This window comes from Actinomycetospora sp. NBC_00405 (assembly GCF_036044095.1).
Taxonomy (GTDB): Bacteria; Actinomycetota; Actinomycetes; order Mycobacteriales; family Pseudonocardiaceae; genus Actinomycetospora; species Actinomycetospora callitridis.
Genome location: NZ_CP107938.1, coordinates 4,066,050 through 4,091,855, shown reverse-complemented (window position 1 = coordinate 4,091,855; position 25,806 = coordinate 4,066,050). Strand labels below are relative to the sequence as shown.

Genomic DNA, 25,806 nt, shown 5'->3' with positions numbered 1-25,806 from the left:
GGCCCGGGGACAGGTGTCAGCCGGTCGGGGCCGCGATGTCGACCAGCCAGCTCACGCCGTAGCGGTCGACGCAGGCGCCGAAGGTGTCGCCCCACATCTGCTTCTCCAGCGGGGTCTCGACCTTCCCGCCGGCCGAGAGTTTGTCCCAGTAGCCGCGCAGGGTCGCCTCGTCGTCACCGGAGAGCGAGATGGTGACGTCGTTGCCGGACTCCCGGGTCACGCCGGGCGGGAAGTCCGACACCATCAGCGTGATGCCGCTGCCGGTCTCGATCTGGGCGTGCATGATCTTGTCGGCGTCCGGGCCCTCCATGCCCATCGATCCGAACGTCATGACGTTGGACGTGCCGCCCAGGGCGTCGGTGTAGAACGCGACGACCTCCGCGGCGTTGCCGTCGAAGTGCAGGTACGGGTTGAGACGGACGCCCACGACGTTCTCCAGGGGCTCGAGGGACCAGGACGAGCGGGCCAAGGTAGCGCCGCGCGACGACGGGTGGAACCGCCTCGCGGGCGTCCCGGGTCAGCCGAAGGCGGACCGCTCCCACCAGGTGCGCAGGAGGTCGGTGTCGCCGTCGAGGGTGGTGCCGTCCGCGTCGAGCGGGCGGCGCGCGTAGAGGACGAGCAGGAGCGTGGCGAGCGGCGCCCGCAGCGTCGCGGCGGCGGTCTCGTCCTGCGCGTGCCGGTGGATCATGACGTCGCCCGTGAGGTCCACCAGCCACGCGCCGTCGGCGGCGTCGGTGTCGGTCGCCTCGACGCGGATCGTGCGGCCCGGTCCGAGCAGCTCGCGGCGCGCGGGGTGGAAGTCGAGCATCTGCGGCAGTCCGCCGAGCTCCATCCACTCCGCGAGCCCGTCGAGGGCGAGGTCCTCGGCGATCGTGACGTCGAGACCGAGCGCCAGCGCGCCGTCGGCGCGGTGCATGAACGCCTCGTGGGCGAAGCGGCGGGCGAAGAACCCCGAGCGGCGATCGGGCAGCGGGGTCCACATCGGCGTGTCGGCGCCGGCCTCGCGGAGCGTCTCGGCCAACGCCTGCCCGGCCGCGGCGAGGCTCGCCCCCCGCTCCTCGGCGGTGACGGCGGGCGCGGGGTCGAGCACGCGCATCGCGGTGTCCGCCGCCGGCTCGCTCGCCCGGGTGCGGACCATGCCCTCGATCCACCGGAAGCCCTCGTCGGTGTGCTGGGTGAGCTGCGCGAGGTTCCAGCCCGGGCACGACGGCACCGGGGTGGCGAGGTCGGCGCCGGTCAGGTGGTCGGCGAAGAGCGTCGCCTGGGACGCCACCTCGTCGGCGTAGCGCTCGACGGGCAGGCGTGGGATCACCATGATCCCGGGACTGTACTGGAGAGTCCTTACTCAGGACCAGTACTGGCGCACTCCGCCGGGTGCGTCTGGCAGTGCGGTGTCATCCCGGGGAAGCGTCCGCGGTGCTCGGCCACCCAGCGGTAGGCGCGTTCCTGCACGCCGGAGGTCGCCCGGTACAGGGTCGACGGCGCGTCCGTGCCGATCACGGTGGAGAGCACCGCGTTGACCGCCTCGGCGCCGCTGCGGCGCACCCCGTCGGGCCCGCGCCACTGCACCGCGTCCTGGCACTGCTCGACAGTGGCGCCGACCGACGCGGGCACGCCCGGCGCCTGATAGGGCTGCACGTCGACCCGGCCGCGACGGTCGATCGCCCGCAGCCAGCCGACGCAGCGGGTGCAGAAGCCGCACTGCCCGTCGAACACGAGGCGGCCGGTCGCGGGGCTGTCCATCACCCCACGATGCCTCAGGACGGGTCGCGGTCGGCGCGCAGCCGCGGGTCGTGGCCGTCACCCGGACGCCGCCGGCGGCGTTCCACGACCGTCAGCGCGACGGACAGGATCGCGAGGACGACCAGGATCGCCAGCAGGACGACGATGAGGGTGCCCATGCACTCAGGATGGCGTCCCTCAGGATGCCGGGGCGCCGGGCCGGTAGGTGCCGAAGGACCAGACGTTGCCCTCGTCGTCGACGGCCGCGTACTCGCGGGAGCCGTAGTCCTGGTCGACGAGCTCCATGACCACCGTCGCCCCGGCCGCGACGGCACGGGCGTGGTGGGCGTCCGGGTCGTCGACGACGACGTACGTGACGGCCCGCCCGGTGGCGAACTGATCGCCCTCGCGGCGGGGCCCGAGCACCACGGCGCCGCCGCCGTGGACGAGCTCGGCGTGCTGCACCGTGCCGGAGTCGTCACGGTGGGCGGCGACGACGGTGAAGCCGAACGCGTCGCGCAGCAGCGTGATCGCCGCGTCGGGGTCCTGGTAGCGCAGGGTCGGGAAGACGCTCATGGCGTTGCTCCTATGTCAAGCCGCCGTGGGCTGCGAGGCAGGCACGGTGGTCGTCGGGGGTTGGAGGAGGTTGAACACGACGCGGGCCAGGCGTCGTTTGAGGGCTCGTAGGGCTTCCATGGTGGTGTCGCCTCGGGCGCGTCGCCGCTGGTAGTAGGCCTGCCCGAGACTGTTGGGCAGACGGGTCTGGGTGACTGCGATGCGGTGCAGAGCGACGTTGAGTTGCCGGTTGCCGCCGCGGGCGAGGCGGTGGCGGTCGGTGCGCCCCGAGGACGCCGGGATGGGGGCGGCGCCAGCGTGCATCGCGAAGCAGGCCTCGGAGCGGAACCGTCCCGGCCGGGCGGTCTCCCCAACGATCTTCGCCGCGGTCAGCGCCCCGCACCCGGGCAGCTCGAGCAGCCGGGGCGCGGCCTGCCGGGTCAACGTGGTGATCTCACGTTCGAGGGCCCGGATCCGCAGGGTGCGCTCACGGATGTCGGCGAGCAGCTCACCGGCCAGCCGGGCCACCATCCCGCTGTGCTGCTCGGCCACCCGCGCCGCGAGCGCGTCGAGCAGACCGATCTCGCCCAGGCGCCGCGCGGGCGGGTCGATCCCGGGGTCGAGCTCGTGCAGGTGCCAGCGCAGCCGGTTCTGCATCCGGGTGCGCTCGGCGACGAGGTCCTCGCGGTGATCGACCAGCAGCTTGAGCTCTCGCGAGCTCTGGTCGTGCTCGGCGACGGGCAGGTCGGGCTCACGCAGCGCGGCCCGCGCGATCGCCAGCGCGTCGATCGGGTCGGACTTGCCCCGCGTGCGCGCCGAGGACCGGGCGCCGGCCATCAGCTTCGGCGGCACCCGCACCACCTGCTCCCCGGCGCCGAGCAGGGCCCGCTCCAGGCGGGTGGAGACGTGCCGGCAGTCCTCGACCGCCCAGGTCCGCTCGCCCGCCGCGTGCCGGGCGGCCCAGCCGACCAGAGCGCGGTGACCGGTATCGGTGGCCGACACCGTGCGCTTGGCCAACTCGCGCCCCAGCTCGTCGGCCACCACCGCGGTATGGGTGTCCTTGTGGACATCGACCCCGACCGTGAGCACCATCGAGAGGTCTCCTCTCTTGAGCCGTGAGGGACACAGCTGGGCCGGCCGGCGGACACACCTCAGTGGGGGCGCAGCCACGCTCCTATCAAGTCACGCCGGCCGGTCCCAGCCACGGATGATCGGCACAACGCATGCTCGCCAGCCTCTAGGGCGGCACCGACGCTAAGAGCCAGATCACCAGCAGCCAGGTTCCCAACCACCGCAACAGCGGCGAGCTGACCCTGACACTGAGACGACGCTAGGTCGCCGCACCCGCCACGTCTTGGACGTCCGGGAACCCGCTGCGCCACTCCTGCACGTACCGGGTGGGGGTCACGCCGGCCAGGTCGCGGAACTCGCGCACGAGGTGGGAGTGGTCGGCGAACCCGCAGGCCGCCGCGACGTCGGCGATGGTCGCGGAGGACGGCTCGTGCCGGTGCCACGCCCCGGGGACCAGCAGCCGCGCCGCCTCCCGGAACCGCAGCACGCGCCCGGTGGTGGTCGGCGCGAGCCCGACCGCGTCGCGGAAGCGGGACAGCAGGTGCCGACGGCTCCAGCCGGTCTCGTCGGCGAGGGTCGCGACCGCCACCCGGCCGCGGGCCGCGCTCAGCCGGCCCCAGGCGTGGACGACCTCGGGGTCGGGCCGCGTGTGCGACCGGTCGAGGAGCCTGCGCAGCGTGGTGTCGACCAGGGCGTGGCGGTCCGGCCAGCTCGGCGTCTCCGCGAGGCGGCCGGGCAGCTCGGCGAGGGCGGGCACCTCGAGGTCGTCGAGCGTCACGATCCGGTTGGTCAGCAACGAGAGGGGCCGGTCGAGCAGGCGCAGGACACCGAGCGGGGCGAGATTCACCTGGATGCCCTGCTGGTGGCCGGCGAACGCGGTGAGCACGGCCCCGTCGTGCATGCCGGCGAGGAACGCGGCCTGGCGGCTGCTCCCGCCGGGACCGGAGGTCTCCAGGGGGTCGGCCCAGGACAGGATCAGCGTGCAGGCGCCGTGCGGCGCCTCGCGCCGCCGCAGCGGAGCCGTCGCGAGCTCGTCGTAGCCCTCGTAGCGACGCACCACGCCCGCGAGCGACGGGTGCGGTCGCCCCGCGGGTGAGGTCATGTTGGCAGCCTGCCAAAAGCGGCGCGGAACGGATACCGTCCCGGCCCGTGACGGGACGCAACGGGAGTCAGCAGGGGACGCAGAGACGGGTCGTGGTGGTCGGCGCGGGCTTCGGCGGCATCGCCGCGGCGATCGAGCTCCGCAGCCACGGCATCACCGACGTCGTGATCCTCGACAGCGCGCCGGAGATCGGCGGCACCTGGTTCTACAACAGCTACCCGGGCGCGGCGTGCGACGTCCCCAGCCACCTGTACTCGTTCTCGTTCGCCCAGCGCACCGACTGGTCCCGGCTGTGCTCCCCGCAACCGGAGATCCTCGAGTACCTCCAGGGCGTGGCGAAGGAGTACGGCCTCGAGGAGGTGTTCGAGCCGTCCGTGCTCGTCTCCACGGTCCGGCTCGACGAGGCGACGATGACGTGGACCGTCGAGGCGCAGGAAGGGCGCAGCTGGCAGGCCGACGCCGTCGTGCTGGCCACGGGCCAGCTGAACACCCCGGCGATCCCGCCGATCCCCGGCGCCGACGACTTCGCGGGTCCGACGATGCACTCGGCCCGCTGGGACCACGACGTCGACCTGCACGGCAAGCGCGTGGCGGTGGTCGGCACGGGCGCGAGCGCGGTGCAGTTCGTGCCGGCCATCGCGCCCGAGGTCGGGAAGATGACGGTGTTCCAGCGCAGCGGCAACTGGTTCTTCCCGCGCAAGAACCGCTACTACCCGCCGGCGCTGCGGGAGTTCTTCCGGCGCGTGCCCGGCGTGATGCGCGCGCGGCGCTTCTTCCTCAAGGGCTACCTCGAGTCCCTGACGGTGATGATCCGCCACCCCGCGACCGTCGGGCGGCTCGGGAAGCTGTACTCGACGCTGTTCATGCGCCGTCAGCTGCGTGACCCCGAGGTGCGGCGCAAGGCGTGGCCGGACTACACCTTCGGGTGCAAGCGGATCCTGTTCAGCTCGCACTACCTGCCGGCGCTCGAGCGCGACAACGTCGAGCTCGTCACCGACCGGGTCACGGCGATCGAGCCCGACGGCGTGCGCACCGACGACGGGCGTCACCACCCGGCCGACGTGCTGATCTGGGGCACCGGGTTCAAGACGACCGAGTTCATGTTCCCGATGGACGTCGTCGGCCGCGACGGGCGGACGCTGCAGGAGGAGTGGAGCGACGGCGCCCACGCCCACCTGGGGATGACCGTGCCGGGCTTCCCGTCGCTGTTCGTGCTCTACGGGCCGAACACCAACACCTCGGGCGGCTCGATCATCGTCTTCCTCGAGGCGCAGGTCGCGTACGTGCGCCAGGCGCTCGCGGAGACCGCGCGCCGCCGGGTCGCGGCCCTGGAGGTGCGTCGCGACGTCGAGCAGGCGTTCGACCGGCGGCTCCAGGCCCAGTTCGAGGGCACGGCGTGGACGCAGTGCGACTCCTGGTACCGCGACGAGTCGGGCCGCATCGTCGCCAACTGGCCGAACTACATGGAGCAGTACGTGCGGGCCGTCGCGCGGATCGACCCGGCCGAGTACGACTTCATCGATCGCTAGCCGGCGACGAGACGAGATGTCCACAGGGTCTGTCCACACTGGGGACGAACTACACGCCTGTGATTACCGGCCCGGATCCGGCCGGTGTCTAGGGTCGGAAGGATGTTGCGGCGTTCCGAGATCGAGCTCAAGACCTCCGGTGAGGTCGACGCGATGCGCGAGGCGGGGCGCGTCGTCGCCCGCTGCCTCGACGCGGTGCGGGCCGCCGCGACGGTCGGCACGTCGCTCAAGGAGCTCGACGGTGTGGCGCACGACGTCATGACGGACGCGGGCGCGGTGCCGGCGTTCCTCGACTACCACCCGCACTTCGCGCCCAGCCCGTTCCCGGGTGTCATCTGCGCGAGCGTCAACGACGCGGTCGTCCACGCCATCCCCGGGCCCCACCGGCTGGCCGAGGGCGACCTGCTCAGCGTCGACTGCGGTGCCTTCCTCGACGGCTGGTGCGGCGACGCCGCGATCAGCCTGGTGGTGGGCGCCGACCCGGACCCGGGTGACCTCGCGCTCATCGCCACCACCGAGCGGGCCCTGCAGGCCGGGATCGACGCCGCGGTGCCGGGCGGGAAGCTCGGCGACCTGGGCGCCGCGATCGGCGCGGTGGCCCGCGACGCCGGCTACGGGATGCTCGCCGACCACGGCGGCCACGGCATCGGGCGCGCCATGCACGAGGCGCCGCACGTGCCGAACGAGGGCCGCGCCGGGCGGGGCATGCGGCTGCGCGCGGGCATGGTCATCGCGATCGAGCCGATGCTGCACGCCGGTGGCGGGGACGACTACGTCCACGACGCCGACGGGTGGACGCTGCGGACCGCCGACGGCAGCCGCGCGGCGCACGTGGAGCACACCGTCGCGATCACCGCCGACGGCCCGCAGGTCCTGACCCTGGTCTGAGGTGTGCCCGGAGGGCAGCCCTAGGACTGGCTGGCCGCCCGGTCGTCCTGGGGCGAGTCGCCCTGCGCCGCGCCCTCGCGCGGGGCGTCCGCCCGCTCGCGGTGCGCCTGCTCCCACTCGGAGTCGTCGCGGGCCGCGTCCTCGCCGCCGTCCGAGGACGGCTTGCGGCGCACGTTGCGCCGGTCGAGGCGGTGGAGCATCCCGTTGCTGTCGCGGCCCCAGTGGGTCCCGTGGGAGTCGGTGAACCGCATCTCCGGCACGGCCGGCGCGGAGTACAGCTCGTCGCGGTCGACCTCGCCGGCGCCGAAGGGCAGCGAGTGGATCTCGTCGCTGGCCGGGGGCAGGAGCGCCATCGAGACGCTGTGCTGCTCGTCGCTGGAGGGCAGGCTGAACAGGCAGCGCACCTGGAAGACCGGGGAGTCACCCCCGTTGTGCACGATGAGGACGTAGTCCTCGTCGCGGTCGTGCCGGGCGCCCTCGTCGAGCCAGGCGGTGACGCCCTGCGCCTGCTGCTCCTGCCGGACCTCGACCTGGTCCCTGCGGTTCAGGAGCATGATCCAGACGTAGGCGGCGAAGCCGAGCAGCGAGCCGGCACTGCCGACCGCCGACACCCACTGCGCGGCGATCTGCGAAGTCATTCGTGGTCGTCCTCTGTGATGGTGGTGCGGGTGGGTGGGTCCGGACGAGGAGGTGCCCCACCGGATGGCGGTCTACGCTCCCGCGTCGTGAGCGAGTCCGATTCGTCTGCTGTGCCGTCGACCACCCGGCGTCCGGCGCCCGACCCGCCGCGGGCGTCGCCGCCCGCCGGCGGCTCGCCGGGTGCGATCGTGCGCTGGACCGTGGACATGATCAATGCCCGCGACGCGGCGGCCATGCGTCAGGTGTGGGCGGACGCGGTCCGCGTCCGCTTCCCCCCGCGCACCGTGCGCGGCATCGACGAGCTCGAGGCGTGGTGGGACGAGGTGTTCGCCGCGGTCCCCGACCTCACGCTGACGATCCAGGGTCTGGTGGAGCACGGGGACGAGGTCTTCATGCGCTGGCAGCTCACCGGGCACCACAGTGGCGGCGAGTGGGAGGGCATCGCGGCCACGGGCTCGCACGTCGACCTCGACGGGATGGACCACTTCACGTTCGCCGACGGCGTCATCGCGAGCAACTTCGTGGTCTTCGACCAGATGCAGTTCGCCCGCCAGATCGGCCTGCTGCCCGCCGACGGCTCGCGTCTCGACGCCGCCGCGAAGCGCGGCTTCAACCTGATGGCGCGACGCCGGGGGTCCAAGCGCGGTTAGGCGCTCTTGGTGCTGCTCTCCCGGCGGCTGCGGCCCTGCGTCCCGCCACGGCCGCGGAACTCCACGCCGGCGTCGACGAGCAGCCGGCGGACCCGGCCGATGCTGTAGCCGGTCTCCGAGCAGATCTCCCGGATGCTGGCACCCTTCTGATACCGCTTGAGCAGCTCGTTCCCGAGCTTGGTGCGCTCCGTCCCCGTCACCCGCTGGTTGCGCGCCAGCTCCGGTGTCTTCGCCATACGGGGGAGTATCACAGCGAGTGGCCGAACGTCGCCACCACCGGGGATTACTGCTGAGTCAAGCGGTCGGACGCGTACTGCGAACGAGATCAAGGTACGCCCGTTGGCGGATCTCGGTGACGGACCGTACCTGAAATTGTCCGAGCCTGTACTACCTGTAAGCGGGGTACTGGCGTCCGCGGGGAGCGACCTCCTCGGCCGACTCGGCACCCCAGCTCGACCACCCGGGACGGGCGTAGCGGGCGAACATCTCGAGGTACGGCCCTGGCGAGCACGCCTCGATGAGGTCGTAGGCCTCCTCGGGCTTGCGGGAGTGCTCCCGCTTGCGCGTCTCGATCATGTTGACCTGCCGGCGGCCCGGATCGAGCGTGCGCATCGACCCGCGCACCCCGAAGAGGATCAGCTCGGTGACGTTGCGGAAGTAGAACCCCACGCCCCGGCCGTCGGGCCCGCCGTCCTTGCGTCGCTTGGCCCAGACCAGGTTGCTGACGTAGCGGAACCCCCAGCCCTGCATCACCGCGAGGCCCTCGGGCAGCAGCGCGTTGGGCACCCACAGGTAGAGGTGGGCGTTGGCCGAGACGACGTCGGACACGGGGAGCGAGGCGATGTCCGCGGCGCTCATGGTGTCGTAGCGGTCGAGGCGCCGGTGCTCGGGCGCGACCTTGCCGGTGCGGTTGGTGAACCGCCACGGGGGGTCGGCGTACACGCAGGAGAAGCCGCCCGCCGTGCGGGGCAGCGCCGCGCTCTCCAGCGGGGCGGCGTCCACGCGCAGGGGCTCCGCGCGCCGGGCGCGCGTCGCCGTGGGGTTCTCGTCGCTCGGTTCGACGTCCACCGCCGCGGTCATCGTCTCGGACCTCCTCGCCGGGATCGGGGCGGGCGGGACGCTAGCGGCGGCCCCCGACAGTGCCGTGTCGTCGCTGCTCATGGCCCCCCCGCCGACGGCGACGCGGGCGCGACGCAGGAGCGACCGCGGCGGTGGTCGTTGCGGGGGCTCACGGCACGTACTCGTCGGTGAGCATCAGCGGCGCCGGGGCGGGGGCGCGGGCCGGCTCGCCGGCCGCCGGGTCCCAGCAGCGACGGGAGATCGCCACCGCCAGCAGGGGACAGCCGCCGGCGTCGCCCCGGGTCATGCGCGACTCGAGCTTGCCCAGGTGGGTGGTGGTCGACGTCGAGAGCCGGCTGCGGACCTCGTCGTCGCTGCGCCCGGCCGCCCGGGCCAGCTCCCGCGCGAGCTCGCGCAGGTCGTCGTGCGTGCGGGTCAGCAGCACCGCGCCGTCGATGAGGCCGGCGTCGTAGAGCGCGCGGTACGCCCCGATGTCGCGGTCGAGGTTGCCGTCCTTGGCGTTCCACTCCACGTCGAGGGCCACGCGGCCCTTGACGTTGTCGACCTTGTAGCCCTCGTTGAACACCTCGCTCTCGCGCACCGTCACGCCGTGCTCGCCGGCGGGATGCCAGGGCTGCACCTGCAGGCGGGACGTCACGACGGTGTCGACGCGGCCCTCGCGCCAGCCGCGCTCGCGGAACGCGGTGTTGAGGCGTGCGGCCAGCCGCGACTCGTTGCCCCCCGCCTCGACGAGGTCGGCGGTGGTGAGCGTGAAACCCGTGAGCACCGCGCAGAGCTCGGTGACCTCGTTCGGGCACGTGGCCGTGAGGACGGCGGCGGCGTTGCGCGTCTCGCGCAGCTCGTAGCGCTCGGCGACGGCGGCCGGCAGCGCGGTGGTCCAGCTGCCGGTGAGCTCCATCGCCCGACATTCTGGCAGCACGGTCGGCCGCGTCCGACCCGCGGGAGCGTGTCGCCTAAGGTCCCTCGAATGGGTCACGACAGGACGCGTGGAGCGTGCTGCCGATGACCGCCACCGCCCCGCTGCCGGTCGTCACGCCGGCCGCCGTCGCGGACGCCCCGGAGCCGACGACGATCCGGGTGGCGTGGCGCCCGGTGCTCCTGCTCGCGGGCGCCCTCGCGCTGGTGCACGGGGTCTCCTCAGCCTGGTACGGCGTGTTCGGCGACGAGCTCTACTTCCTCGCGGCCGGCCGCCACCTGGCCTGGGGGTACGCCGACCAGCCGCCCTTGGTGCCCTGGCTCGCCGCGGCGCTGGACCACCTCGCGCCGGGCAACCTCGTCGTCCTGCGCCTGCCCGCCACGCTGGCGAGCGCCGGGCACGTGGTGCTCGCCGCGCTGCTCGCGCGGGAGATGGGCGGCCGGCGCCGGGCGCAGCTCCTGGCCGGCGCGGCGGTCGCGATCTCGCCGTTCTTCCTCGCCACCGGCCACCTGCTGGCGACGTCGACGCTCGACCCGGTCCTGTGGACCCTGCTGCTCTGGCTGGTCGTGCGCTGGGTGCGGACCGGCAACGACCTGCTCCTGCTCGCCGCCGGCCCGGTGCTCGCGGTGGCGCTGTTCGACAAGTTCCTCGTCCCCCTCCTCGTCGCGGGCCTGGCCGTCGGCGTGCTCGTGGCCGGGCCGCGCCGGGTGCTCGGGCGCCCGATGCTCTGGGTCGCGCTGGGGCTGGCCGCGGCGTCCACCGTGCCGACGCTGCTCTGGCAGTCGGCGCACGGCTGGCCGCAACTGCGGATGGGTGCGGTGGTGGCCGGCGAGGGCGGCCTGACCGGCAACCGCTGGTGCTTCCTGCCCTTCGCCGCCTGGGACGTCGGGCTCGTGCCCGGCGTGGTGCTCGCCGGCCTCGGGCTGTGGGCGCTGCTGCGCTCCGACGCGCTGCGGCCCTGGCGCGCCATCGGGATCGGGGCCGTCGTCACCACCGCGGCGATGATCGCCGTCGGGGGCCGGCCCTACTACGTCATGGGGCTGGCCGCGGTCCTCCTCGCCGCCGGGGCCGTCGCGCTGCAGGGCCGGACGCCCGCGCGCTGGTGGTCCTGGTCGGTCTCCGTGCCCGCCGTCATCGCCTCCGGGCTCGTCGTCGCCGTCCTCTCCCTCCCGATCGGGCCGGCGTCGTACCGCGTCGAACGGGGCGACTTCCTCACGGCGGGCCAGGTCGGCTGGCAGAGCCTAGCGGCCGACACCGGCGCGGCGTACCGGTCCCTGCCGCCCGCGGAGCGCTCGCGCACCACCGTGCTCGCCTTCTCGTACTGGTTCGCCTCCGCGCTCGACCGGTACGGGCCCGCCGCCGGTCTGCCCGAGGTCTACAGCGGGCACCGCGGCTACGGGTTCTTCGGCCCGCCCCCCGACACGGCCACCGCCGCGATCCTCGTGGGCGAGGTGCGCGGTGCCGCGGGCTTCTGCCGCACGATCACGCCGCTGCCCACGCACGTCGACCCCGCGGCGAACGGCGTGGTCAACGGCGTGGTGCCGCTCGCGCTCTGCACGCCCCGGGCGCCCTGGTCGGTGCTGTGGCCGTCGATCACGGACATGCAGTAGGCACGTCGCATGATGGGCGGGTGAGGTCTCCCGCGGCGGTCGTCGTGCTGGTCGTCGCCGTCCTGGTCGGCGCGTGCGGTGGTGCCCCCGCCCCGGGCACGCCGCCGATGGGCACGAACGGCGCCCCGGTCCCGACCGTCGACTGGCGCGGCTGCGGCGGCCCGTTCCAGTGCGCGGACGTCACCGTGCCCCTGGACTACCGGCAGCCGGGCGGCGAGACGATCTCGCTGGCCGCCGTCCGCCTCCCCGCCACCGACCCGGCGGCGCGCGTCGGCACCCTCGTCGTGAACTACGGCGGGCCGGGGACGCCTGCGGTGTCGAGCCTGCGCCGGCTGTCGAGGCGGTTCGACGGGCTGCGGGCGCGCTTCGACATCCTGGCCGTCGATCCCCGGGGCACCGGGGCGTCCGCGCCCGTCGACTGCGGCCCGTTCGGCGGCGACCGGGTGCCGGCGCCCGTGGGCCCCGCCCGGACGCCGGAGTTCTGGGCCTCGGCCGCGGAGCCGGGGCGGGCGTGCCTCGCCGCGACCGGCGAGCGCCTGCGCCACCTCTCGACCGCCAACGCGTCGCGGGACGTCGACCTGCTGCGCCAGGCGCTCGGCGAGGAGCAGCTGAGCCTCTACGGCTACTCCTACGGCACGTACTCCGCCGCGACCTACGCCAACCTCTTCCCGGCGCACACCCGCGCGATGGTGCTCGACGGCAGCCTCGACCTCGTCGCGAACGCCGCGGGCGCCCCAGGGACCGAGCGTCAACCTGTCGACGTGCGGGCCGGGGTCAGCGAGGCCTGGGAGGAGGCGTTCGGGGTCGCGCTCGACCGGTGCGCCGCGGGCCCGGGATGCCCGCTGGGCCCCGAGGCCCGCGTCCGCGCCACCGACGTCGTGGCCGCCGCGGCCGCCGGGACCACGTCGGCCGAGCTCGTCGCCCGCATCGACCGGGCCCTGCAGACCGAGGGCCGGTTGCCCGGGCTGATGCGCTCGCTCGCCGCGCTGGCGCCCGGCGCGCCCCCGTCGGGCGGGCGCATCCCCCTCGCCACAGTGCCCTGGGCGCCCGAGCACTCGCCGTCCTACCTCGCGATCCAGTGCACCGACGCCGTCACCCCCTCTGCCGCCGACATGGACGCCGCCGTCGTCGCCGAGCAGGCGGCGCACCCCATCGTCGGGGCGTCGACCGCGCTCAACCACGCGATGTGCGTCGACTGGCCCGCCGTCGACCCCGACCGCTACCTGGGCCCGTGGAACGCGCCCCTCGCCGCGCCGGCGCTGATGGTCAACTCGCGCCACGACCCGACCACGCCGCTGATCGACGCCCGCGCCACCGCGTCCCAGCTCTCGGCGGCGCACGTCCTCGTGGTCGACGCGATCGGCCACACCACGCTGGACGCGCCGAGCCGGTGCGCCGCCGACGCGTACACGGCCTACCTGCTGGATCCGCAGGTCCCGCCGCCCGAGCAGTGCCCGGCCGGGCTGTGAACGGCGCGAGCCGGGCCCGGACGTCGTCCTCTTCGCGGGCGTGGTCACGGGCGCGCGGCTCGCCGCGCAGGCCCTGGTCCACCGCGACGCGGGGCGCGGCTACATCGAGACCCTCGACGCCGTCCTGGGCCGGCTCGGCGCGGGTATCCCGCCGGCCGACGCGCCGATCGTGGCCAGCTCCTGATCCGGCTCCCTACTGATCGGGCTCCCGCAGCACGACCTCCGGCAGGTACCCGTGCTGGTAGAGCCGCTTCTCGCGCACCATCGGCGAGAACAGCGTCGCCATGAACAGCGACGAGAACAGCACGAACAGCGGTAGCGCCACCTTCAGCCACACCGGGCCCGGCAGCAGCGCGAGCAGCGCCGCGGGGGTGGCCTGCACGGTCGTGCGGGCCAGGTGGCGCAGGAACCACGTGCGCGCGGTGAGGTCGTGCAGCACCCACGGCGCGAAGCGGGTGGGCAGGCGCGCCCCGAAGGCGTAGCCGATCCAGCGCAGGACGCCGGGGCGCTCCATGGGGCCTACGGCCTCGTGAGCGCTCGTCCGGGCACGGACGTCCGCTCCCCGGACCGGAGACCCAACGCGGTGGCCGCCAGGTGGGCGAGGTGCACGGGCTCGTGGCCCGTCTCGTCGAGCTGGCGGATCTGGGTGCGGCAGGAGAAGCCGTCGGCGAGCACCGCGGTGTCGGCGTCGGCCGCCCGGACCGCCGGCATCAGGCCCCGCTCGGCGCAGGCCGTCGACACCTCGTAGTGCCCCTGCTCGAAGCCGAAGTTCCCCGCGAGCCCGCAGCACCCGGCGTCGAGCACCTCGGTCTCGACCCCCAGGGCGCCGAGCACCGCGCGGTCGTCGTCGTAGCCCATCGCGGCGTACTGGTGGCAGTGCACCTGCGCGATCGCCCGCCCGCCGGGGGCGACGACGCCGTCCCGGATCTCGTCGAGGTGCTTCGCCAGGACCTCGGCGAGCGTGCGCGTCGAGGCCGCCAGGCGCCGGGCGTCCTCGTCGTCGGCGCCGAGCAGCTCGACGACGTCCTGGCGCAGCGCCGCGGTGCACGACGGCTCGAGGCCGACGACCGCCACGCCGTCGTCGAGCCAGGGCTTGAGGACCTTGAGGCTGCGGCGGACCACGGCGCGCGCGGTGTCGAGCTGGCCGGTGGTGTGCCAGGTCAGCCCGCAGCACACGCCCTCGGTGGGCAGCTCGACCTGGTAGCCGAGGTGCTCCAGGACGGCGATCGCGTCGAGGGCGAGCTCGGGGTCGAACGCCGAGGTGAACGTGTCCGGCCACAGCAGCAGCCGTGGCTTCGAGCTGTCCGCGCGCGCCGGGTGCGGCCCGACGAGCCGGCGCAGCGGCCGGGGCGCGAGCGGCGGGATGTCGCGCTGGGGGGCGATGCCGCCGAGGCGCTTGGCGATCGCGGCGAGGGCGGGCCGGCGCGCGAGGGCGTTCGCCAGCCGGGGCAGGCCGGGGACGGCGTCGGCGAGGCGCAGCCAGCGCGGCAGGTAGCCCATCGACCAGTGGCTGCGCGGGCGCTGGCGCGCGCGGCCCTCGTAGTGCCGGGAGAGGAACTCGGCCTTGTAGGTGGCCATGTCGACGCCCACCGGGCAGTCTCGCTGGCACGCCTTGCAGCTCAGGCACAGGTCGAGGGCGTCGCGGACCTCGGTGGAGCGCCAGCCGTCGGGCACCAGCTGTCCCGAGGCCATCTCGAAGAGCATCCGGGCGCGGCCGCGCGTCGAGTGCGCCTCCTCGCCGGTGACGCGGTAGCTCGGGCACATGTAGCCCCCCGAGTCGGAGATGCACTTGGCGACGCCGATGCAGCGGCGCGTGGCGGTGGTGAAGCTGCCGCCGTCGTGGGCGAAGGCGAGCTCGGTGCGCGGGCCGATGGTCGGGGTGCCGACGAAGACCTTGAGGTCGTCGTCGAGCCTGCGCGGCTCGACGACCCGGCCCGGGTTCATCCGGCCCTCGGGGTCCCAGACCGCCTTGAACGCGCCGAACGCCTCGATCATGGTCGGCGAGAAGGTGCGCTCCAGGAGCTCGGCGCGGGCCTGGCCGTCGCCGTGCTCCCCGGAGACCGAGCCGCCGTGCGCGGCCACGAGGTCGGCCGCGTCGAGCATGAATGCGCGGAAGTTCGCGAGCCCTGCCCGGGTGAGCAGGTCGAAGTCGATGCGCACGTGCAGGCAGCCGTCGCCGAAGTGCCCGTAGTAGGCCCCGCGCCGGCCGTGGCGGCCGAGCAGCGCGTCGAACTCGCGCAGGTAGGCGCCGAACACCTCCGGCGGGACGGCGGCGTCCTCCCACCCGGGCCAGGCCTCGCCGCCGCCGGGGGAGCGGGTGACGATGCCCGACCCGTCCTCGCGGATCTTCCACAGCGCGCGCATCGCGCCGGGGTCCGCGACGACCTTCACGCTCGCGCCGTAGCGGGCCATCTCGCGCCCGATGGCCTCGGCCTTCGCCTCGGCCTCGGCGCGGTCGGCCCCGCCGGTCTCGACGTAGAGCCAGCCCTTGCCCTCGGGCAGCTGCTCGTGGGTGCGGTCGTCGGGACGGCTCGCGCGCAGCGCGCCGATGACACCGACGTCCATGCCCTCGATGGTCAGCGGGGAGTGCTCGCGGATCGGCATGACGTGGTCGGCGGCGATGTAGGCGTCGGGGAACCCGAGGACGCACAGGGCGCGGGCCGGCGGCGACTCCACCAGCTCGACCGTCGCGCCCATGATCGTCGCGCAGGTGCCCTCGGTGCCGACCAGGGCGCGGGCGAGGTCGACGCCGTGCTCGTCGAGCAGCTGCTCGAGGTTGTAGCCGCTGACCCGTCGCGTCATCCCCGGCGCGTCGAGCTCGGCGCGGATCGTGGCGCCGAGGCGGTCGCGGAGCTGTGTCAGCTCACGGTAGATCGCGCCCTCGCGGCCGGGACGGCGCGCGGCGGCGGCCAGGTCGGGGGTGCGGCCGACGGTCATCCGCGTCCCGTCGGCCAGTAGGACGTCGAGCTCGCGGACGTTGTCGACGGTCTTGCCCCACGCCACCGAGTGCGACCCGCACGCGTTGTTGGCGATCATCCCGCCGAGCGTGCAGCGGTTGTGCGTCGAGGGATCGGGGCCGAACGTCAGGCCGTGCGGGCGCGCGGCGTCGCGCAGGTCGTCGAGGACGACCCCGGGCTGCACCCGTGCCGTGCGGGCCTCCGGGTCGATGTCGAGCACCCGGTCGAGGTGGCGCGAGAAGTCGACGATCAGGGCCTCGTTGACCGCCTGCCCGCCGATGCTCGTGCTCGCCCCGCGGGGCAGCAGCGGCACCTCGTACTGGCGGGCGATGTCGACGGTCGCCTCGACGTCGTCGAGGTCGACCGGCTGCACCACGCCGATCGGGACGTGGCGGTAGTTCGACCCGTCGGCCGACCACATCGCCCGGCTCGAGGTGTCGAACCGCACCCGCCCGCGCACGACCGAGCGCAGCTCCTCGGCGAGCAGGGAATCGGAGGACGAGCGACGCATCGTGGTCATCGCGGTCCAGTTTGCTCCGAGCTCCGGCCTTCCGCCTCCCCGGTCAGGCGGTCAGCCATGTGAGGTCGGTACCCATCGCGAGCTCCGCGGGCTCGTGGCCGCGGCGGAAGAGCCGGGCGGTGTAGCCGTCGAGGGTCAGGCCGGTGTCGGTCCCGTGCAGCCACGCGCCCTCGCGCAGGCCGACGACGGTGACGGCGTTCTCCTCGTGGAACTCGTGGAGGCGTTCCTCGCGGGCCTCGCCGCGGTGCGTCGAGTGCGGGTCGGGGTCGAGGTAGTGCGGGTTGATCTGGACCGGGATGCGGCCCAGGGCGTCGAGCCCGCCCGGGTCGACGATCGGCATGTCGTTCGTCGTCATGATCGTCGGGCAGGCGAGGTTGGAGCCGGCGCTGGCGCCCGCGTAGCGCAGGTCGGGCCGGTCGCGCAGGGCGGCGAGGACGCCGTTGTCACCGACCCGGCGCCGCAGCCGGAACGTGTTGCCGCCCCCGCCGAACACCGTCTCGCAGTCCGGGTCGGCGTCGCGGATCGTCGCCGCGGGATCGGGCTCCGCGTGCAGGCCGCGGACGTCGAGGGGGCCGAGGACCTCGCGCAGGGCGTCGCCGACGAAGCCCGTGTAGGCGTCGAGGTCGTGGCCGGCCCAGGGCAGGAACCACACGACCCGGTCGCCCAGGTGCCGGCGCAGGGGCTCGGCGGCGTGCGCGAACGGGACCTCGGCGCCGGGCGGGCGGGAGTTGGAGAACAGGAGGACGTCGGCGGGCACGCCGCGATCCTGGCCGCTCCCCGCGCCGGGCCGACGCACGGGGTGGTGTCAGCGTGGGGGCCATGCTGACGTTGGACGTCAGCTTTTCCACCAGCTCGAGACTCGGCGGCCCCACCAAGATCGTGGGGGCTTTCCTGACATCTGACGTCAGCATGGCCCCCAGGCTGACACTCGCTCAGGACACCGGCGCCCGGGGTGGGACGGCGGGGGTGCCCAGCGGCACGAGGCGCAGGGCGCCCGGGGCGTCGGGCGGCACGACGGGATTCTGCGGCGCCACCGGCTCCACGCGGCTGTAGGGCGTGCCGAGCTCCGGGCGCGGGTCGCGCTCGCCCTTGTTCGGCCAGAACGCCATGGCGCGCTCGGCCTGGGCGGTGATGGTCAGCGACGGGTTCACGCCCAGGTTCGCCGAGAGCGCCGAGCCGTCGACGACGTGCAGGCCGGGGTGCCCGTAGAGCCGCTGGAACCCGTCGATCACCCCGGTCTCCGGGGACGGGCCGATCGGGCAGCCGCCGATGAAGTGCGCGGTCATCGGCATGTCGACCGCCTCGCCCCAGGTGCCGCCGGGGTCGCCGTCGATGATCTCGGCGATCCGCCGGACGGTGTCGTTGGCGGCCGGGATCCACGTCGGGTTCGGGGTGCCGTGGCCCTGGCGCGAGACGAGCCGGCCGAAGCGGCGCCGGACGGTGATCGAGTTGTCGAGCGACTGCATGACCAGCGCGATCACCGTGCGCTCCGACCAGTGCCGCTTGTCCAGCGAGCGGGCGAACGTGCGCGGGTGCCGGGCGATCGCGCCGAGCAGCCGCAGCGCGCGCGGCACCCGCCCGCCGCCGTCGGTCATCAGCGTCGTCAGCAGGCCCATGGCGTTGCTGCCGTAGCCGTACCTGCAGGGCTCGATGTGCGTGTCCTCGTCGGGGTGCCAGGACGACGTGATCGCGACGCCGCGGGTGAAGTCGCGGGGCCCGCCGCGCTCCGGGGCCCGCCGGGCCATCGCCCCGACGAGCGCCTCGGAGTTGGTGCGCGTCAGCTCGCCGAGCTTCCGCGAGATGCGCGGCAGCACGCCGGTGTCGCGCAGGCGGTGCAGCAGCGTCTGCGTGCCCCAGGTGCCCGCGGCGAACACGACGTGCTCGGCGCGGTAGGTCGTCCGGCCCCGCGTCAGACCAGCACGCCGATAGGGTGTCGCCCGGGTCTCGACGGCGTACCCGTCAGCGGTCGGGCGGACCGTGCGCACCGTCGTCTCCGGGTGCACCGTCGCGCCCGCCTGCTCGGCCAGCGCGAGGTAGTTGGTCTCGAGGGTGTTCTTGGCGCCGTGGCGGCAGCCGGTCATGCACTCGCCGCACTCCAGGCAACCGGTGCGCGCGGGCCCCGCGCCGCCGAAGAACGGGTCGGGCGACGTCACGCCCGGGCCCTCACCGAAGTACACGCCGACCTGCGTCGGGCTGACCGTGTCGCCCCGCCCGCGCTCCTCCGCGACCTGGCGCATGACGACGTCCGACGGCGTCACCGACGGCTGCGTGACGACGCCGAGCATGCGGGTCGCCTGGTCGTAGAACGCGTCCAGCTCGTCGCGCCAGTCGGTCATCGACGCCCACTGCGGGTCGCGGTAGAAGGCGTCGCTCTTCGGCCGGTAGAGCGTGTTGGCGTAGTTCAGCGAGCCGCCGCCGACGCCCGCACCGGCGAGCACGAGCACGTCGCGCAGCACGTGGATGCGCTGGATGCCGTAGCAGCCCAGGCGCGGCGCCCACAGGAAGTTGCGGATGTCCCACGACGTCCTCGGCAGCGTCTCGGGCGTGAACCGGCGGCCCGCCTCGAGGACGCCGACCCTGTAACCCTTCTCGGCGAGCCGCAGCGCCGTGACGCTGCCGCCGAAGCCGGATCCGACGACGAGCACGTCGTAGGGATCGGAGGGGTGCTCCTCCTGACGTGGTGGCATCCCGGGAAGGTAACCCGCCGGTAGCTGTGAAAGAAGGTCACAGGTACACGGTGTCCTGCTCGTCACGCCGTCGGGGAACGGCCAGGAACGGCTAGGGCACGACGAGGACCTTCCCCACCGCCCCGTTCTCCACGGCCTCGTGCGCGGCGACGATGTCGCCCAGGCCGTAGCGGGTGATCGGCAGCGGCGAGAGCGCGCCGGTGCCGGCGGCGTCGGCGGTCCAGGCGACGGCGGCGCGCAGCTGGTCGTCCGGCACGCCGTAGAGCAGCACGTAGCTGATCGAGGCGTTGGCGACCATGAATCGCCGGGTCGGGATCACCGGGTCCTCCGGCTCGTTGGCGTACACCGCGATGACCGTGCCCGCCCCGGCCACCGCGAGGTCCAGCCCGAGGTTGGCGCCGAGGGCGACCTCGACGATGCGGTCGACGTGGTCGGTGAAGCCCTTCACCTGGTCGACGGCGTTCGGCTCGCGGTAGTTGACGACGAGGTCGGCGCCGGCCGCGCGGGCCAGCTCGCCCTTCTCGTCCGAGCTCACCGTGGTGACGACGCGGGCGCCGGCGTGCTTGGCCAGCTCGATCGCGTAGTGCCCGACCGCCCCGGCCCCACCCGCGACCAGCACGGTCCGGCCGACGAGGGCCGCGCGATCACCGCTGCCGCCGACGAGCAGGCAGTGCGCCGCGGTCACGGCCGGCACGCCGAGGCAGGCGCCCAGCTCGTCCGGCGCGTCCCCGGGCAGCGGGCGGACGTGCGCGACGGGCAGCACGGAGTACTCGGCGGCGGTGCCGTAGCGGTTGCCGAAGGCGCTCAGGAAGAGCCATACGCGCTCGCCGACGGCCGGGGATTCCACGCCCTCGCCGACCGCGTCGACCACACCGACGCCGTCCTGGTGCGGGATCTGGAAGTCCTGGGGCTCCTGCCCGGTGAGGCCCGCGCGGGTCTTCCAGTCCGTGGGGTTCACCCCGGAGCCGGTGATGCGGACCCGGACCTCGCCGGGGCCGGGCTCGGGGGTCTCGACGTCCTCGACCGAGAGCACCTCGGCGGCCGGACCGGTGCGGCGGTAGATCGCAGCCTTCATGACGGGCCTGTGCCCCGGAACCGCCCGCGCTATCCGGCCGCCGCCTCGTGCAGTGCGCCGAAGGCCACGGCCAGGGTCGCCGGCGTGTGGTGGGCGTTGAGGCCGCTGGGGTTGGGCAGCACCCACAGCCCCGTCGGGCCGAGCGTGCGCTCCTGGCGCCCCGCGACGGCGCGGCGCTCGCCGAACGCGACGCGGTAGGCCCCGATCCCGACGACGGCGAGCCAGGCCGGACGGACCTCCGCGACCAGGGCGCGCAGCCGTTCGCCGCCCGCGACCAGCTCGGCGTCGTCGAGCTCGTCGGCCCGCGCCGTGGCCCGCGGCGCCACGTTGGTGATGCCCAGGCCGAGCGACGGCAGCAGCCCCTGCTCGGACGGGGCGAGCAGGCGCGGGGTGAAGCCGCCGGCGTGGAGCGCAGGCCAGAAGCGGTTGCCGGGGCGGGCGAAGTGGTGCCCGGTGGCCGCGGACACGAGGCCGGGGTTGATGCCGCAGAAGAGCACCCGCAGGGGCGGGTCGTCGGGGCCGGGCAGGACGTCGGGCAGGAGGCGGGTCCGGGCCGCCTCCAGTTCCGCGGGCGTGGGGACGGGCACGCGCACGAGTATCGCCGCCCGCCGTCCCCATCGCCCGGATGCGTCCCCAGGTCGCGCAGGCCCCGGATCCGCCCGCGGCTGCCGTGCGTCGGAACCGGTGTGGACGAACAGGACGGGCCGGTGGTGCGGCCCGAGGAGCTGCTGGGAGCGGGACGGGCGTGCGTCACGGCGGCGCTCGCCGTCCCCGTCACGGCGACGGCCGGGGCGGTGCGGGGCACGGAGGTCCTCCCCGGGGGACGGGCGGGGCCGGCGGCCGCGGCGCTCGCCGACCGCTGGGAGGTCGCGGTCGCGCTGTGGAGCGCCGACGTCGTGGCCCACGGCGAGGCGCTGGCCGCGGCGGGCGAGGCCTACGCGGCGGGTGACGGGGACGCGGCGGCCGTCCTCGCTGCGCCGTGACCACGACCCTGCCCGGCGCCGCGGCGGCGCGGCTCGCCGCCGCGCGGGCGGCGCTGGCCCGGGCCGGCGAGGTGCTGGCGGGGCCGGTGCCCGGGTGGCGAGGCGCGGCGGCGGGCGCGGCCACCGGCTCGCGGACGTCGCTGCGGGAGCGCCACGCCGCGCTGCTCGCCGACGTCGACGGCGTGCTCGCCGCGCTCGGGACCGCGGCTGTGGCCCTGGCCGGCGGGGCGGCGCCTGCCGCGGTGGACGCCGCGCTCGCCGGGGCCCTCGACGGCGCCGGACACACGCCCGCGGGCCCGCCGCCGGGCGGCGTGACGGGAACCCGCGGGCCCGATCCCGGCGAGGTCGCCCGGTGGTGGGCGGGACTCGACCCCGACGCCCGGGCGGTCCTCGAGCGCGAGCGCCCGTCGCTGGTCGGCGGCCTCGACGGGCTCCCGGCCGCGGTCCGGGACCGCGCCAACCGCGTGCTGCTCGCCGGTGCCCAGGAGGACGCGCGGCGCGAGGAGCAGGCCGTGCGGGACCGGCTCGTGCGCACGGCCGACCCGGTGGAGCTCGCGTCGATCGGGTGGGAGCTGTACGAGGTGCGGGCGCGGCTCGCGCGGCTGGGGGCAGTCGCCGCCGCGGTCGACCCGCCGGGCCGGACGTTGCTGGACCTCGAGGTCGACCCCCGGGCCGACGCCGGGTCGGGTGTCCGCGCCGCCGTCGCGCGCGGCGACGTCGACGCGGCCGCCCACGTCGGGGTGTTCACGGCCGGCTTCACCACCGGCGTGGACGAGCTGCCCCGCCGTCTCGGAGAGCTGGACGTGCTGGCCGCCGCGGCGGGGCCAGGCACCGCGGCGGTGGCCTGGTACGGCTACGACGCGCCACAGGCGCACGAGGTGGCCGATCCCGACCGGTCGGTGCTCGGCCGGGCGCCCGCCGGCGAGGGCGCCCCGAGGCTTGCGTCGTTCCTCGACGGCCTCGACGCCGCCCGGCCGGGGCGCGAGGCCCACGTGACGGCGATCGGGCACTCATACGGCTCGGTGGTCACCGCCGCCGCCGTGGCGCCGGGAGCCGCCGACGGCGTCGACGACGTCGTGTTCCTCGGCAGCCCGGGGGTCGGGGAGGTGCCGGGACGCCCGCCGGGGCACGCGTGGGTGGTGGAGGCCGCGGGTGACCCGGTCGCGGACACCGCGTGGTTCGGCCCGGACCCCAATCGCATGCCGGGCGTCACGGGGCTCTCGGCGCGCGAGGTGGTGCTGCCGGACGGGCGGGTGCTCGCCGAGTCACGCGGCCACGGCGCCTACCTCACGCCGGGCACCACGAGCGCGGCGAACGTGGCCGCGGTGGTGGGTGGTCGACAGCAGGACGCGGTCCTCGACCGGGGGGTCGGCGCCGGGGACCGGTTGCGTCGCCTGGTGGGCGGGTGAGCCGGGTGCGCGCACGCCGACGGCCCGTCCCCGGTCCGGGGAGGACCGAGGACGGGCCGTGCCGACGAGCGTGCTGCGGGGGGCGGGTTAGTCCTTGCCGCCCGTGGCGGGCTTGTCGGAGGACACCGCGCCGTTCGGGCTGGTGCCGCTCACCGCGTCGGTGGCGGTGTGGGTCGGGATCTCCTGGGCGCTCGCGGCGGGCGACGTGGGCGTCGCACCGGAGACCGGGCCGGCCGACGTGGCCGGCTTGGGGCGCGGGGCCGGCGGCGGCGGGGGCGGCAGCTCCGGCTCGCGGCGCGTGGCCACGACCGCGATGCCGGCGCCGAGCACGGCGAGCACGACGAGCCAGAGGCCCCAGCGGCGACTCTTCTTGGGCTCCTCGGGCTCGATGCGGGCCGCGAGCTCCTTGCGCGCCGTGGTCAGGCCGTCCTCGAGCTGGCCGCGCACGGTGTCGCCGAGGTCGCGCAGCTCGTCCGCCGAGGTCGGCACGGCCGACTTCTCGAGGCGCTTGCGGGCGTCCTTGGCGTAGGCCTGGGCCTGCTTGCGGGCGTCCTTCGCGGCCTTGTTGGCGCGCTTGCGGGTCTCCGCGCGGGCCTCCTGGGCGCGCTTGCGGGCCTCCTCCTGCGCCTCCTCGGCACGCTGGCGGGCCTCGGCGCGGGCGTCGAGCACCCGCTGACGGGCCTCGTCGGCGGCGTTGCGGACGTCCTTGCGGACCTCGGCGCGCTTCTTCTGGCCCTGCTTGCGAGCCTTCTCGCGGTCCTTGCGGGCCTGGTCAGCGGCCTTCTGGGCGCGCTTCTCGGCCTTCTTCCGGGCCTTGCGGCCCTCCTTGCGCAGATCGTCCAGGTCCTCCCTGGCGCCGATCAGTGTCTTGCTGCTCAAGAAACGTCACCTCACTCGTCGGTGGGGCGGCCATGATGCCCCGGCCCCACTTGTGCAGGTGCCCGACCCGCCGGGACGTCACACCCGCTACTCCATTCGAAGGTCCTCACAGTCCTAGTGGCACGATGGGCCCGTGACCTCCGCCGACACCCCGACCGCAACGCTGCACACCTCCAACGGGGACATCACCGTGCGGCTGTTCCCCAACGAGGCGCCCCAGACCGTCGCGAACTTCACGGGCCTGGCCACCGGCGAGCAGTCGTACAGCGAGCCCAACGCCAAGGGTGGCAGCTCCGGACCGTTCTACGACGGGACCATCTTCCACCGCGTCATCGCGGGCTTCATGCTGCAGACCGGTGACCCCACGGGCACCGGCCGCGGCGGGCCCGGCTACAAGTTCGCCGACGAGTTCCACCCCGACCTGCGCTTCGATCGGCCCTACCTGCTGGCGATGGCCAACGCGGGGCCCGGCACCAACGGCTCGCAGTTCTTCATCACGGTGGCGCCGACGACCTGGCTCAACCGCAAGCACACGATCTTCGGCGAGGTGGCCGACCAGTCCTCGCGCGACGTCGTCGACTCGATCGCGGCCACCGCGACCGGCCCCGGCGACCGTCCGGTGCAGGACATCGTCATCACCTCGATCGAGATCGCCTGAGGAGCTCGGGCGTGAGGACGCCGTGACCACGCCGGGACCCCCGGGATCCCCGGGATCCCGGCCCACGGCGGGGCCGGACGCGGCGCCGCACTGCGTGCGGCACCCCGACCGGCCCACCGCGCTGGCCTGCACCCGGTGCGGGCGGCCGGCGTGCCCGGACTGCCTGCGCCCGGCGCCGGTCGGCGCGCACTGCGTCGACTGCGTCGCGGAGGCCGCCCGCACGACCCGGGCCCCGCGCACCGTCGGTGGCGGGCGCGCCCGTCCGGACGCGACGCCGGTCGTGACGATCACCCTCGTCGCCGTCAACGTCGTCGTTTTCGTGCTGACGGCCCTCTCGGCGGGCAGCGCGTGGGCGAACTACACGTCGCCGTGGGTCGAGGCGACCTGGCTCGTGCCCGCCGACGTCGCCGCCGGGCAGTGGTGGCGGCTGGTGACCGCGGGCTTCCTGCACATCGGTCCGCTGCACGTCGCGGTCAACATGTTCGCGCTGTGGGTGCTGGGCCGGGACCTCGAGCTCGTCCTCGGCCGGCTGCGGTACGCGCTGCTCTACGGGGTCTCGCTGCTCGGCGGATCCACGGTGATCATGCTGTTCGGTGACCCCGACCGGCCCGTCGCCGGCGCCTCCGGAGCGGTGTTCGGCCTGATGGGCGCGCTCGTCGTGGTGCTGCGCCGACTCCAGCTCTCGCCGACGCCCGCGCTGCTGACCATCGGGCTGAACGTCGTGCTGACCTTCACGATCCCGGGGCTGTCGGTGCTCGGGCACCTCGGCGGGCTCGTCACCGGCCTGCTCGTCGCCGCCGCGCTGGTGCACGGCCCGGCGCGGTCAGACCCGCGGGCCGGGCTCTGGGCCGTCGGGGGGATCGCCGCCGTGCTCGTCGTCCTGGACGTCCTCCGGGTGCTCACCCTCTAGATCGGGCCGGCCCGCCGCCCGGCGTCCCGCGCGGGCGCGGTGGCGCTGCAGCGACTCGGCGACGTCCACCGGGTCGGTGCCGAGCTCGAGGCGGCCGAGCACGAGCAGCCGGTCGGTGGGCTCGGCGTCCGGGCCGCCGTCGCGCGCCTCCACCTCGAGGTAGGCCGCCGGCAGGCCCATCCGTCGCATCCGCACGACGCGCACGGCGTCGATGTGCTCCCACGGCCACCGTCGGGTGCCGGTGATCCCGCGCAGCGCGAGGCCCGCGTCGTCGACCCGCAGCCGGGGCCGGGCGATCGCGCCGACGGCCGTGACGGCCAGGACCGCGAGGGCGGCGAGCCCGACGAGCAGGCGACCCGGCGGATCCGTCGCCGCGACGGCCCACGCCCCGAGCCCGAGCGCGGCCACGGCGCCCATGACGACCGCGGCCCACGGGGCCGCCCACTGCGAGGGCTCGCTCACGACGACTTGTCCACAGGGCGTGTCCACAGCGGTGG

At 74.8% G+C, this 25,806-nt stretch carries 29 protein-coding genes; 10 read left to right on the top strand and 19 right to left on the bottom strand.

The window, feature by feature from the left end:
• Positions 1 to 16: 16 nt before the first annotated feature.
• The 7 genes from OG774_RS20195 to OG774_RS20165 form a co-directional block, all read right to left on the bottom strand.
• A complete protein-coding gene (locus OG774_RS20195) occupies positions 17 to 427 on the bottom strand; it encodes a VOC family protein (RefSeq protein WP_328303703.1) in 411 nt (136 codons plus the stop codon).
• Between the two features lie 90 nt (positions 428 to 517).
• Positions 518 to 1,315, bottom strand: coding sequence for a maleylpyruvate isomerase N-terminal domain-containing protein (locus OG774_RS20190; RefSeq protein WP_328303701.1), 798 nt, complete (start codon positions 1,313 to 1,315; stop codon positions 518 to 520).
• Between the two features lie 26 nt (positions 1,316 to 1,341).
• Positions 1,342 to 1,743, bottom strand: a complete 402-nt coding sequence (locus tag OG774_RS20185) for a thiol-disulfide oxidoreductase DCC family protein (RefSeq protein WP_328303699.1) — start codon at positions 1,741 to 1,743, stop codon at positions 1,342 to 1,344.
• Positions 1,744 to 1,757: 14 nt separating this feature from the next.
• The gene (locus OG774_RS20180) at positions 1,758 to 1,901 is read right to left on the bottom strand and encodes a hypothetical protein (protein ID WP_328303697.1); all 144 of its coding nucleotides are present in this window, start codon (positions 1,899 to 1,901) and stop codon (positions 1,758 to 1,760) included.
• Between the two features lie 19 nt (positions 1,902 to 1,920).
• Positions 1,921 to 2,298 carry a VOC family protein gene (locus OG774_RS20175; protein ID WP_328303695.1) on the bottom strand — a complete coding sequence of 126 codons (378 nt, stop codon included), beginning with the start codon at positions 2,296 to 2,298 and terminating at the stop codon, positions 1,921 to 1,923.
• Between the two features lie 15 nt (positions 2,299 to 2,313).
• The gene (locus OG774_RS20170) at positions 2,314 to 3,369 is read right to left on the bottom strand and encodes an IS110 family transposase (protein ID WP_328303693.1); all 1,056 of its coding nucleotides are present in this window, start codon (positions 3,367 to 3,369) and stop codon (positions 2,314 to 2,316) included.
• 238 nt (positions 3,370 to 3,607) lie between these two features.
• Positions 3,608 to 4,450 carry a helix-turn-helix domain-containing protein gene (locus OG774_RS20165; protein ID WP_328303690.1) on the bottom strand — a complete coding sequence of 281 codons (843 nt, stop codon included), beginning with the start codon at positions 4,448 to 4,450 and terminating at the stop codon, positions 3,608 to 3,610.
• Between the two features lie 47 nt (positions 4,451 to 4,497).
• Here OG774_RS20165 and OG774_RS20160 point away from each other — a divergent pair, with 47 nt between their 5' ends.
• Together OG774_RS20160 and map are read left to right on the top strand one after the other, a co-directional pair.
• Positions 4,498 to 5,979, top strand: a complete 1,482-nt coding sequence (locus tag OG774_RS20160) for a flavin-containing monooxygenase (RefSeq protein WP_328303688.1) — start codon at positions 4,498 to 4,500, stop codon at positions 5,977 to 5,979.
• Between the two features lie 102 nt (positions 5,980 to 6,081).
• Positions 6,082 to 6,867 carry a type I methionyl aminopeptidase gene (map, locus tag OG774_RS20155; RefSeq protein ID WP_328303686.1) on the top strand — a complete coding sequence of 262 codons (786 nt, stop codon included), beginning with the start codon at positions 6,082 to 6,084 and terminating at the stop codon, positions 6,865 to 6,867.
• Between the two features lie 20 nt (positions 6,868 to 6,887).
• Here the strand turns inward: map and OG774_RS20150 are convergent, their stop codons facing one another.
• Complete coding sequence (locus tag OG774_RS20150; RefSeq protein WP_328303684.1) at positions 6,888 to 7,505, bottom strand: hypothetical protein; 618 nt, start codon at positions 7,503 to 7,505, stop codon at positions 6,888 to 6,890.
• A gap of 87 nt (positions 7,506 to 7,592) precedes the next feature.
• On the opposite strand from OG774_RS20150, the gene OG774_RS20145 reads away from it, so the two are divergent.
• Positions 7,593 to 8,156, top strand: coding sequence for an ester cyclase (locus OG774_RS20145; protein ID WP_328303682.1), 564 nt, complete (start codon positions 7,593 to 7,595; stop codon positions 8,154 to 8,156).
• On the opposite strand, the gene OG774_RS20140 is transcribed toward OG774_RS20145, so the two are convergent.
• The 3 genes from OG774_RS20140 to OG774_RS20130 form a co-directional block, all read right to left on the bottom strand.
• Positions 8,153 to 8,392 (bottom strand): helix-turn-helix domain-containing protein, encoded by a 240-nt coding sequence (locus OG774_RS20140; RefSeq protein WP_274196815.1) that lies wholly within the window; start codon positions 8,390 to 8,392, stop codon positions 8,153 to 8,155. The two genes, OG774_RS20145 and OG774_RS20140, sit on opposite strands and share 4 nt — an antisense overlap.
• A gap of 151 nt (positions 8,393 to 8,543) precedes the next feature.
• Positions 8,544 to 9,236 carry an MT-A70 family methyltransferase gene (locus OG774_RS20135; RefSeq protein WP_328303678.1) on the bottom strand — a complete coding sequence of 231 codons (693 nt, stop codon included), beginning with the start codon at positions 9,234 to 9,236 and terminating at the stop codon, positions 8,544 to 8,546.
• A gap of 148 nt (positions 9,237 to 9,384) precedes the next feature.
• Entirely contained in the window at positions 9,385 to 10,134 is a 750-nt protein-coding gene (locus OG774_RS20130) for a BglII/BstYI family type II restriction endonuclease (protein ID WP_328303676.1), read from the bottom strand.
• 104 nt (positions 10,135 to 10,238) lie between these two features.
• Between OG774_RS20130 and OG774_RS20125 the strand changes: the two genes are divergently transcribed.
• From OG774_RS20125 to OG774_RS20115, 3 genes are read left to right on the top strand one after another with little or no spacing between them, the layout of a single operon-like run.
• Positions 10,239 to 11,762 (top strand): glycosyltransferase family 39 protein, encoded by a 1,524-nt coding sequence (locus OG774_RS20125; protein WP_328303674.1) that lies wholly within the window; start codon positions 10,239 to 10,241, stop codon positions 11,760 to 11,762.
• A gap of 20 nt (positions 11,763 to 11,782) precedes the next feature.
• Complete coding sequence (locus OG774_RS20120) at positions 11,783 to 13,231, top strand: alpha/beta hydrolase (RefSeq protein ID WP_328303672.1); 1,449 nt, start codon at positions 11,783 to 11,785, stop codon at positions 13,229 to 13,231.
• A gap of 40 nt (positions 13,232 to 13,271) precedes the next feature.
• On the top strand, positions 13,272 to 13,415 hold the full coding sequence (locus OG774_RS20115) for a hypothetical protein (protein ID WP_328303670.1): 144 nt from the start codon (positions 13,272 to 13,274) through the stop codon (positions 13,413 to 13,415).
• A 9-nt stretch (positions 13,416 to 13,424) separates the two neighbouring features.
• On the opposite strand, the gene OG774_RS20110 is transcribed toward OG774_RS20115, so the two are convergent.
• From OG774_RS20110 to mug, 6 genes are all read right to left on the bottom strand, one after another.
• Positions 13,425 to 13,745 (bottom strand): DUF5313 family protein, encoded by a 321-nt coding sequence (locus OG774_RS20110; protein ID WP_274196820.1) that lies wholly within the window; start codon positions 13,743 to 13,745, stop codon positions 13,425 to 13,427.
• Positions 13,746 to 13,750: 5 nt separating this feature from the next.
• Positions 13,751 to 16,708 (bottom strand): FAD-binding and (Fe-S)-binding domain-containing protein, encoded by a 2,958-nt coding sequence (locus OG774_RS20105; RefSeq protein ID WP_328303669.1) that lies wholly within the window; start codon positions 16,706 to 16,708, stop codon positions 13,751 to 13,753.
• A 43-nt stretch (positions 16,709 to 16,751) separates the two neighbouring features.
• A complete protein-coding gene (pepE, locus tag OG774_RS20100; protein ID WP_328303668.1) occupies positions 16,752 to 17,465 on the bottom strand; it encodes a dipeptidase PepE in 714 nt (237 codons plus the stop codon).
• A 175-nt stretch (positions 17,466 to 17,640) separates the two neighbouring features.
• Positions 17,641 to 19,395, bottom strand: a complete 1,755-nt coding sequence (locus tag OG774_RS20095) for a GMC family oxidoreductase (RefSeq protein ID WP_328303666.1) — start codon at positions 19,393 to 19,395, stop codon at positions 17,641 to 17,643.
• Between the two features lie 91 nt (positions 19,396 to 19,486).
• The gene (locus OG774_RS20090; RefSeq protein WP_328303664.1) at positions 19,487 to 20,470 is read right to left on the bottom strand and encodes an NADPH:quinone reductase; all 984 of its coding nucleotides are present in this window, start codon (positions 20,468 to 20,470) and stop codon (positions 19,487 to 19,489) included.
• 29 nt (positions 20,471 to 20,499) lie between these two features.
• A complete protein-coding gene (mug, locus tag OG774_RS20085; RefSeq protein ID WP_328303662.1) occupies positions 20,500 to 21,057 on the bottom strand; it encodes a G/U mismatch-specific DNA glycosylase in 558 nt (185 codons plus the stop codon).
• Positions 21,058 to 21,156: 99 nt separating this feature from the next.
• On the opposite strand from mug, the gene OG774_RS20080 reads away from it, so the two are divergent.
• Both OG774_RS20080 and OG774_RS20075 read left to right on the top strand, forming a co-directional pair.
• Positions 21,157 to 21,453: a hypothetical protein gene (locus OG774_RS20080; RefSeq protein WP_328303660.1), complete on the top strand. Its 297-nt coding sequence runs from the start codon at positions 21,157 to 21,159 to the stop codon at positions 21,451 to 21,453.
• Positions 21,450 to 22,862, top strand: a complete 1,413-nt coding sequence (locus OG774_RS20075; RefSeq protein WP_328303658.1) for an alpha/beta hydrolase — start codon at positions 21,450 to 21,452, stop codon at positions 22,860 to 22,862. Before OG774_RS20080 ends, OG774_RS20075 begins: the two co-directional genes overlap by 4 nt.
• Before the next feature lie 87 nt (positions 22,863 to 22,949).
• Here OG774_RS20075 and OG774_RS20070 read toward each other — a convergent pair whose 3' ends face one another.
• Positions 22,950 to 23,741 (bottom strand): hypothetical protein, encoded by a 792-nt coding sequence (locus OG774_RS20070; RefSeq protein ID WP_328303656.1) that lies wholly within the window; start codon positions 23,739 to 23,741, stop codon positions 22,950 to 22,952.
• Between the two features lie 133 nt (positions 23,742 to 23,874).
• Here OG774_RS20070 and OG774_RS20065 point away from each other — a divergent pair, with 133 nt between their 5' ends.
• A complete protein-coding gene (locus OG774_RS20065) occupies positions 23,875 to 24,399 on the top strand; it encodes a peptidylprolyl isomerase (protein ID WP_328303654.1) in 525 nt (174 codons plus the stop codon).
• 22 nt (positions 24,400 to 24,421) lie between these two features.
• Entirely contained in the window at positions 24,422 to 25,309 is an 888-nt protein-coding gene (locus OG774_RS20060; RefSeq protein ID WP_328303652.1) for a rhomboid family intramembrane serine protease, read from the top strand.
• On the opposite strand, the gene OG774_RS20055 is transcribed toward OG774_RS20060, so the two are convergent.
• Positions 25,223 to 25,771, bottom strand: a complete 549-nt coding sequence (locus OG774_RS20055) for a PH domain-containing protein (protein WP_328303649.1) — start codon at positions 25,769 to 25,771, stop codon at positions 25,223 to 25,225. The two genes, OG774_RS20060 and OG774_RS20055, sit on opposite strands and share 87 nt — an antisense overlap.
• Positions 25,772 to 25,806: the final 35 nt, after the last annotated feature.